9 protein-coding genes are annotated in these 7,665 nt (G+C 72.7%); 3 read left to right on the forward strand and 6 right to left on the reverse strand.

From position 1 onward, the window contains the following. Position 1: 1 nt before the first annotated feature. The 3 genes from D471_RS0125975 to D471_RS0125985 form a co-directional block, all read right to left on the reverse strand. Complete coding sequence (locus D471_RS0125975; RefSeq protein ID WP_017601321.1) at positions 2 to 1,054, reverse strand: DUF2293 domain-containing protein; 1,053 nt, start codon at positions 1,052 to 1,054, stop codon at positions 2 to 4. 167 nt (positions 1,055 to 1,221) lie between these two features. After that, positions 1,222 to 2,307 carry a hypothetical protein gene (locus D471_RS0125980; RefSeq protein ID WP_017601322.1) on the reverse strand — a complete coding sequence of 362 codons (1,086 nt, stop codon included), beginning with the start codon at positions 2,305 to 2,307 and terminating at the stop codon, positions 1,222 to 1,224. Between the two features lie 26 nt (positions 2,308 to 2,333). Further along, positions 2,334 to 2,627: a hypothetical protein gene (locus D471_RS0125985; protein ID WP_017601323.1), complete on the reverse strand. Its 294-nt coding sequence runs from the start codon at positions 2,625 to 2,627 to the stop codon at positions 2,334 to 2,336. Positions 2,628 to 2,731: 104 nt separating this feature from the next. Here D471_RS0125985 and D471_RS40480 point away from each other — a divergent pair, with 104 nt between their 5' ends. The 3 genes from D471_RS40480 to D471_RS0126000 all read left to right on the forward strand — a co-directional run bounded on the left by D471_RS40480 (position 2,732) and on the right by D471_RS0126000 (position 4,852). Beyond that, a complete protein-coding gene (locus tag D471_RS40480; protein WP_017601324.1) occupies positions 2,732 to 2,893 on the forward strand; it encodes a hypothetical protein in 162 nt (53 codons plus the stop codon). Between the two features lie 371 nt (positions 2,894 to 3,264). Further along, positions 3,265 to 3,348: a cittilin family RiPP precursor gene (locus tag D471_RS42675; RefSeq protein ID WP_394296863.1), complete on the forward strand. Its 84-nt coding sequence runs from the start codon at positions 3,265 to 3,267 to the stop codon at positions 3,346 to 3,348. Positions 3,349 to 3,400: 52 nt separating this feature from the next. Next, positions 3,401 to 4,852 (forward strand): cytochrome P450, encoded by a 1,452-nt coding sequence (locus D471_RS0126000; RefSeq protein ID WP_017601325.1) that lies wholly within the window; start codon positions 3,401 to 3,403, stop codon positions 4,850 to 4,852. A gap of 61 nt (positions 4,853 to 4,913) precedes the next feature. Here the strand turns inward: D471_RS0126000 and D471_RS36270 are convergent, their stop codons facing one another. From D471_RS36270 to D471_RS0126015, 3 genes are all read right to left on the reverse strand, one after another. Next, positions 4,914 to 5,285 carry a hypothetical protein gene (locus D471_RS36270; protein WP_017601326.1) on the reverse strand — a complete coding sequence of 124 codons (372 nt, stop codon included), beginning with the start codon at positions 5,283 to 5,285 and terminating at the stop codon, positions 4,914 to 4,916. Positions 5,286 to 5,333: 48 nt separating this feature from the next. Then, the gene (locus D471_RS0126010; protein ID WP_017601327.1) at positions 5,334 to 6,149 is read right to left on the reverse strand and encodes a methyltransferase domain-containing protein; all 816 of its coding nucleotides are present in this window, start codon (positions 6,147 to 6,149) and stop codon (positions 5,334 to 5,336) included. A 216-nt stretch (positions 6,150 to 6,365) separates the two neighbouring features. Further along, positions 6,366 to 7,665 (reverse strand): PhoX family protein (locus D471_RS0126015; protein WP_017601328.1); only part of this gene is annotated, 1,300 nt, incomplete at its 5' end.

Consider the following 7,665-nt stretch of genomic DNA (forward strand, 5'->3'; position numbering starts at 1 on the left):
GTCAGGCCCACCCGGCCAGGACGCGGTCGATGCCGTCGGCGATGCGCGCCCTGGCCTCCTCCCGGGGCACCCCGTCCATGAGGAGCCGGTCGTAGGGGGTGTCCTCGTGCCGGACGGAGGCCACGACCGCGCGGCGCACCGCCCCGGGGGCGAGGTCGCGTCCGGCGGCCGAGCGGCCTACCCGGCCGCTGCCGCGCACACCGGTGTGTTCGGCGATGCTCCGGGCGCGGTCGGCGGGGCAGCCGGGGAAGAGCCGGGTGATCTCGGCGGCGAAGCGCTCCTGGAACACCACGTCCTGGTCCGCGCGGCGCACGGCGTCGCGTTCACGGCGACGGGCGCGAGCGTCCTCGTCGGCCAGGCACGCCTCCTCGGCCGCGACCAGTGCGCGCTCCTCCACGAGCAGGCCGAGGCGGCGGAAGCGCTTTCGCGAGGGGACCCACCGCACCACGACGGCCGACAGCACGCTCTCCTTCCTCGCCCTGCGGGTCAGGGTGGCGTCCCCGGCGGGCAGGAACTCCAGGTGGTCGAGGTCGACGCAGGTGAGGCAGCGCGGCGCGCCGTCCTCGACCAGCTTCGGGCCCTCTACGGTCAGACCGCAATCGGCGCACTCCCAGGGCCCGTCCGCCTCCTGCACCTCCAGGTCGGGGACCTTCGCGCGCCGCCGCTCCTCCCGCCCGCGCTGGGCCGCGGTCGCGTTCGGGGAGACCCAGTGGGCGCGGAACCCGCGTTCGTCGGCGGAATCGGCGCGGCTGGTGAAGCGCAGTTCCCGGCGGTCGCGCGTGGCGGCCGGGTACTCGCCCTCGTGCCGCTCCATCCCGCGCGCCTCCGCCCAGGCGGTGAGCAGCACGACGACGGCGCGCTGCTTGTCCGGGGGCGCCTGGATCAGGTCCTGGAGCGCGTCGACCCGTCCCTGCCGCCAGGTGTCCACCGCCCGGTCGGTGACCCAGCCCAGCGCGGTGAGGGTGTCCAGGACCGACACCGCCCCGCGCCGCGCGACCGCCGCGTCGGCGGCCTCCGCCACCCGGCGCCCCAGCCTGGTCCCCAGATCGGCCACGTCCCGTCCCTCCGCACTCGTCCGTCCCGGCAGCGCACCACCCTAGATGATTGATTCCAAGGGATGGCCGCGCGGATACGGGTTCCCGTTTCTGGTGGAGGAAGCCCCGTCGGGATGGCGGCGTGATGGCGGATACGCCACCGAAGCGGGACGCGAGGCGGTTGCCCTCAGCAGTGCAGCGTGAACGAGGCTTCCCCGTGGGGTCGGCCGTTGACCTGGAGCTGGACCAGATGGACGCCCGGGTGATAGCGCCGCGTGCTGATCGGTTTGAAGGAGTGCCTGCGTGTCGCGCGCCACGTCTCGCCGGGGGCCAGGGACCGTGTGGTGAGTTTGAAGACCTTGGGGGTGCGGCTGCCGTTGGCTTTCACGTGGTGGACGACGTAGTCGATGATGAGGTGAGCGGTCTGATCGTGGGTGTTGGTCACCGAGTAGTCGAACAGCAGATGGTCGCCGACCCGGATCTCTGGGGTGTGGACGTGCGGGCCCTCGACGGATACGGGACCGTCCGGGGAGTGGCCGAGCAGGGTGAGGGCCCCGGCGTGGCCGGACTTGATCAGGGTCCGCAGGCCGTGCCGTACCAACCGGGTCGTCGTCGGCGCCGGGTCGCTCAGCCAGCGCGTCGCGACCTCGACGGCGATGTCGGGGTGGTCTCGGCTGATGTCGTTGAGGTGGTTGGCCACTGATCTGCGGACGTACTCGGAGTCGTCCCGGTACAGCGCGTCGAGTAGGGGCAGTGCGGGTGTCGGATCCGCGATCAGCTCCGGAAGTCGAGGCGCCCAGGGCAGTCTCGGCCGCGTGCCCTCACTGGCCAGTCGGCGGACGTGGAGGTCGGGATGCGCGGTCCACGGCGTCATGACCCGGAGCGTGCGTTCCAGGTCGGCCTGGAGGAAGGGGCGCACCGCGGTCTCCGCGGTCAGACGCGGGGTGAGTTCCGCGAGCAGGGCGAGCGCCGGTTCGAAGGCGTCCCGGCCCCGTACGGCGACGGCCTCGGTGACGGGGAAGATCATCCATCCGGTGAAATCGCCGTCCCGCAGTGCGGCGCGCAACACGCGCGCGAAGGCCGGGTAGTCCGCGGGAAGGTCGGCCAGGACGGCGTTTCTGATCAGGGCGACACGCTCGGTGAAGCTCAGCCCGGCCAGGTCGGCTCCGCACCCCCGGGTCTCCTGCGCCGTGATCCCGTCACCGGCTCGCGTAAGGCATCGGGCGAGGTCGGCGACGGTGTCCGCGTTGAGTAGTTCCTCTGCCGAGGGCACGGCGTCGTTCTCCTTGGTCTCGGGGGCTATGCGGTGTGCGGCACCTGAGCGTGCCGCGTCTCGTGCACGGCGCCGATCCGGCTGAAGGAGCCCCGTGCCCGGGGGCCGGTCGGCGTTTCCTCGGCCGCGCGCTCGGCGACGGCGGCGGACGACCAGGTGATGAGGTCCAGGACGGCGCCGTCGTCGAACCGGGCGAGGCGGGCGCCCTGGAAGCCGTCGCCGTAGTTCTCCTTGGGCAGCGCGACGAGCTGCTCCGGGTGGGCGGTGAGGGCGGCGGGGTCGTCGGTGGCGAACCTGACGTGCTCGATGGCCGCACTCATGGCACCACCCTTCGTCGATGACATGAATCACGGATTTGACGCAATAAATCCGTGAGTTCACGTTATCACGGATTCGCTGACCCAAATCCAGTAGACTGAGGGGCATGACCATCCGGGACCCGCGGGAAATGCCGTGGATCGGCGAGGACCCGGTCCTCGACCCGGCCAACACCGTCGTCGTCGGCGCAGGCCCGGGACGCGGCGGCGTCGACTTCCTCGCCGATCGGGAACTCACCAGGCGATACGGCCCCTCCCGCGCTCACTGACCGCCCATGACCACCGCCCCCCTGGAATCGATCATCTGGGGCGTGTGCCGCCGACGCCTACCCTGCCGCGCGACGGGCGGCGTCCGCAGAACACGCCCTGGCGCCGGATCCCACCCTGAACACCGCGCCCACCGGAGCGGAGACGACTGAACACGGCGTCACCCGTCGGGCCGGATTCTCGGACAGGCGCCGACCAGTGACCGGTCGGCCCAGTTCAGGACGGAAGCATGTTCCCTGCCTCCATGTCCACACCACCGCGGGGACAGGGGTGCCTCACCTCTCGGACAGTTGTTCGGTGGGAGGGACCTCGATAGATTCCGCCGGTATCCGGCCCCGCACGGGTCCGGAATCCCACGGAAGGGGTCCACCCCATGAAGAGAGTCGCCTACCGCATCGCCGCCAAGCTCGGCCTCGTGGACGGCCAGCGGCTGACCGCCCCCTACATCTACTACTAGATCCGGCGCCGGGGACCATCACGCGTCGGTCCCGGTGAGAAGGGACCACCCCGTGAAGGGGGTCGCCCACCGCATCGCCGTCAAGCTCCGCCTCATCGACGGCAGGCGGTTGGCCGCCCCCTACGACTACTCTCCCCCCGGTTCCCAGGACTCCCCGCCCCGTGCCGTGACCACGGTGCGGGGCCTCCCCTTGGAGGGATCGCACGACGTGACGGCCTCCCCGACCGCTCCGGGGCGCACTCCCCCGGGCCCGCACGACGGGCGCGGCACCGCCAACGTCGCCGACTACGCCCTCGACCCCCTGGGCTTCCTCACCCGCGCCGCACGCGAGCACGGCGACGTGGTCGCGCTCACTCCCGCCAACGTCCTGCTCGCCCACCCCGACGCCATCGGCCGCGTCCTCGTCGATCGGGGCGAGACGGTCGTCAAACTCCGGCCGGGTGTCCGTCGCCGGGGCGGGACGGGCTTCCCGCTCGCCACGATGAACAGCGAGGGCGCCGACTGGGAGCGCAAGCGTGCCCGGTTGCGGCCCGCCTTCCGCAGCGGGCGGCTGACCGGTCTGGAGGAGGCGGCACGAGAGGCGGTCGCGCGCCTGGTCGACACCTGGCACGACGGTCAGGAGATCGACGTGCACGAGGCGATGTCCAACCTGGCCATGCGGGTGGGTGCCGAGCACATCGCCGGGCGCGCGCTGGGATCGCGCGGGCGGGCCCTGTCCGACGCGGTGGGCGCGATCATGCGGCTGACCTCGGCTCCGCGCCTGCCCGGATGGGTGCCGACCCCCGTCAACCTGGAGCTGCGCCGTTCGCTGCGGGCTCTGGACCGGGTGCTGGCGGACCTGGTCGACGAGCACCGTCCCGACGGCGGGACCACGGCGCTGGGCCGGTTGCTGGAGACCGTTCCACCGCCGCCGTTCACGGAGGTGCGGGACGAGCTGGCGACGCTGCTGATGTCGGGATACGAGACCACGGCCGACGCCCTGACCTGGCTGTTCTTCGCCCTGGGCGAGGATGCCGAGGCGGACGGGCGGGTGGCCGAGGGCGGGCGCCCCGGCGGAGAGGGGACGGACTTCGCCGGGGCGGCCGCCAAGGAGGCCATGCGACTGTACCCGCCCGCGTGGGTGATCAGCCGGGAGACCGTACGCCCGTTCGAGGTGGGCGGGTACGTGCTGCCCGCCGGGACGGTGCTGGGTCTCAGCCAGTGGGTGACCCACCGGGACGAACGGTGGTTCGCCGAGCCCGCGTCCTTCCGGCCGCGTCGGTGGCTGGACGGTGGCGGCCCCGCCCACCGCTACGCGTTCTTCCCGTTCGGCGGGGGTCAGCGCGGCTGTGTCGGGGCCGCCATGGCCCTGCGCGAGATCGAGGTGATCGCCTCGGCGTTGCGGGCGCGCGTGCGGTTGGAACTGCTCGCGCCCGAGCGGGTCCGTCCCCGTCCGGCGCTCGCGCTCCAGCCGGTGGGCGTGCGTGCGGTCGTGCGCCGGGAGCGCCCGGTTCCGGCGCCGTGAACGCGTCCGGACGGGTGGGCACCGAAGGTCGCCCACCCGTTGACCCGACCCGTCGCGCGGGTCAGGGCGAGGAGCCGAGCCGCGACCTGACCCGTGCGATCCGGGAGCGCACCAGCAGGTGCCCTCGCGCGCTCCACGCCAGCAGCCCGGCCAGCAGGACCACGTGGTACAGCGTCTCGCCGTCCCACTGGTCGGCGAGGACGGCCCTGCCCAGGACCGCTCCGAGGATGCAGAGCACACCGAACGTGACCATCAGGCCGATGTCCTGGGACCGGCGCAGCAGACGCAACCGCGCCTGGTCGGCGGCCTGGGGGGTCAGCTCCCCCGCGCGCTGACGTTCATCGAGCGCGGCCCCGGCCCGCTCGGCCCTTCGGGCCAGGAACACGGTCCCCAGGCCGACGGTCACCCCGCCGACGATGACCAGGTTGAACACGCGAGCACCCCCACATCCGAGCGGAACCGCCATCGAACGGCCCGCCACTCACTCTGCCTTCACCGCGCTGACCAGGAAGAACGGGATCGCGACGAACAGCCGCCCGCGCTGGGCCCGGTCCCGCTGGTCGGCCGTCCACTCCTCGGCCCGCTCCTCGCCGACGGCTCCGGCGGTCACCGCGGCCCGCGCCATACCCAGCAGCATGCCCAGGACCTCGTCGTCGGTGAAGGTCAGGACACGGCCCTCGACACGGACCCGCTCGAACCCCGCGTCCAGCAGCAGGGCTCGCTCACTCCGCGGTGCGCGCGGGGCGGGCAGGCCGTCAGCGGTGGCGCGGACGATCGCGCGCGTGGTGTCGGGGTGGTCGGAGTCGACGATGTAGGCGTCCCAGTCCTGTCCCGCCAGGACCAGGCGACCGCCCGGCGCCAGGACACGGTGGGCCTCGGCCAGGGCGCGGGGCGTGTCGTCGAGCACGTGGTAGACCTTCTCCGCCCGGTAACCGTTCAGGGCTCCGTCGGGGAAGGGCAGATCGTAGGCCCCGGCCTCGCGCAGGTCCAGGTCGGGACGGCGGGCGCGGGCGTGGGAGAGCATGCGCGGGTCCGGGTCGATCCCGACCGCCGCCGCCCCGGCGTCGGCGAGTTCGGCGACCGCGAGGCCGGAGCCGCACCCGACGTCGACCACGGCGTCGCCGTGAGCGGGGGCGAGCAGTTCCCTGATCCGAGCGCGCAGGGACCGGGCCTCGGGCCGCTGGTCGAAGAGGTCGAGGCGGGCGATGAGCCGGTCGGTGGCCTCGGTGGAATCGGAGACGGGGTCGGCGTCGACGGTGTCCGCGTCACCGTCGGGGGCTGAGGGGTTGGTGGCCATGGCCCATTGTGCGGACACCCGTGACACACGTGTCAACACCGGTCCGGAGAACGCGGCCGGGCCCGGCCACCGACCGTGCGGTGACCGGGCCCACCCGTCGCCCGCCATCGCGCGGGGCGGGCGCTACGCGCAGGGGCCGCGCCACCACCCCCAAACGACGCCTACGGCGCACGAACCCTTACCCGACGCGCGTCGTCGCCTCCGGCGGGGTGGACGCTACCTGCCGACGTCACGGCCGCGGGGGTGCCAGATGCACACCACCGACGGGCGCGGGAACTCACGGTCGGGCCAGGTGCTGGTGGGCGCCTCCAGCGTGCCGCCGTCACCGGGGTGCTGCGGCGCCAGGAAGACGGTCTTGTTGTCCGGGGTGACGAACGGGCCGCAGGCCTCGGCGTCCACGGGGACGGTCGCGAAGGTCTTGAGCTCGCCGCGGAAGCGGCCCTCGACCGGCACCACGTGCAGGGCGTCGTTGTAGCCCAGGCTGCCCGGCTGGCCGTCCGTGGAGATCCACAGGTTGCCCCGGGCGTCGAAGGTGAGGTTGTCGGGGGCCGAGATCGGCATCACCTTGGACTTGTCGAAGCCCGCGAAGTAGGTGTCGTCGTCCTCGGGGTCGCCGCAGATGATGGGCACGTTCCAGGTGAAGGAGGTCGCGGCGGCGTCGCTGTCGGCCTCGATGATCTCCAGGATGTGCCCGTAGCGGTTGGGGCCGCGCGGGTTGGGCTCGTCGACCTGGCCGGGCTCGCGGGCGGAGTTGTTGGTCAGGGCGCAATAGACCTTGCCGGTGACCGGGCTGGCCTCGAAGTCCTCGGGGCGGTCCATCTTGGTCGCGCCCGCGGCGTCGGCGGCCAGACGGGTGTACACGAGCACCTCGGCGACGCTGAACCCGTCGACGAAGCTCTCCGTGGCGGTGCACAGCGCGATCCACTCGCCGGTGCCGTCGAAGGCGCCGTCGGAGGGCAGCTCACCGGAGTTGTCGATCTCCTCGGCGGGGCTGTTGCCCTCCAGGCGGGCCACGTAGAGCGTGCCCGAGTCGAGCAGGGACAGGTTGTGGCGCCGCGAGCCCTCGATGTAACGGCCGTCGCTGACGAACTTGTACATGTAGTCGAAGCGCTCGTCGTCGCCCATGTACACGGCGACGCGGCCGTCCTCGGTCAGGCGGGTGTTGGCGCCCTCGTGCTTGAAACGGCCGAGCATCGTGCGCTTGACCGGCGCGGCCTGCGGGTCGAGCGGGTCGATCTCGACGACGTAGCCGAAGCGGTTGGCCTCGTTGGGGTGCTTGGACAGGTCGAAGCGCTCGTCGACCCGGTCCCAACGGCGTCTCGGCAGGCGGGTGGACAGCCCGTAGCGGTTGGTCTCGGGGGTGCCGGGGGCGGAGCCGAAGTACTGGTTGAAGTTCTCCTCGGCGCTGAGGAAGGTGCCCCATGGGGTCATGCCGCCCGAGCAGTTGTTGAGCATGCCGAGGACCTCGGTGCCCTCCGGGTCGGCGGCGGTGCGCAGCAGCTCGTGGCCGGCCGCC

The organism is Nocardiopsis lucentensis DSM 44048 (assembly GCF_000341125.1).
Lineage (GTDB): Bacteria > Actinomycetota > Actinomycetes > Streptosporangiales > Streptosporangiaceae > Nocardiopsis > Nocardiopsis lucentensis.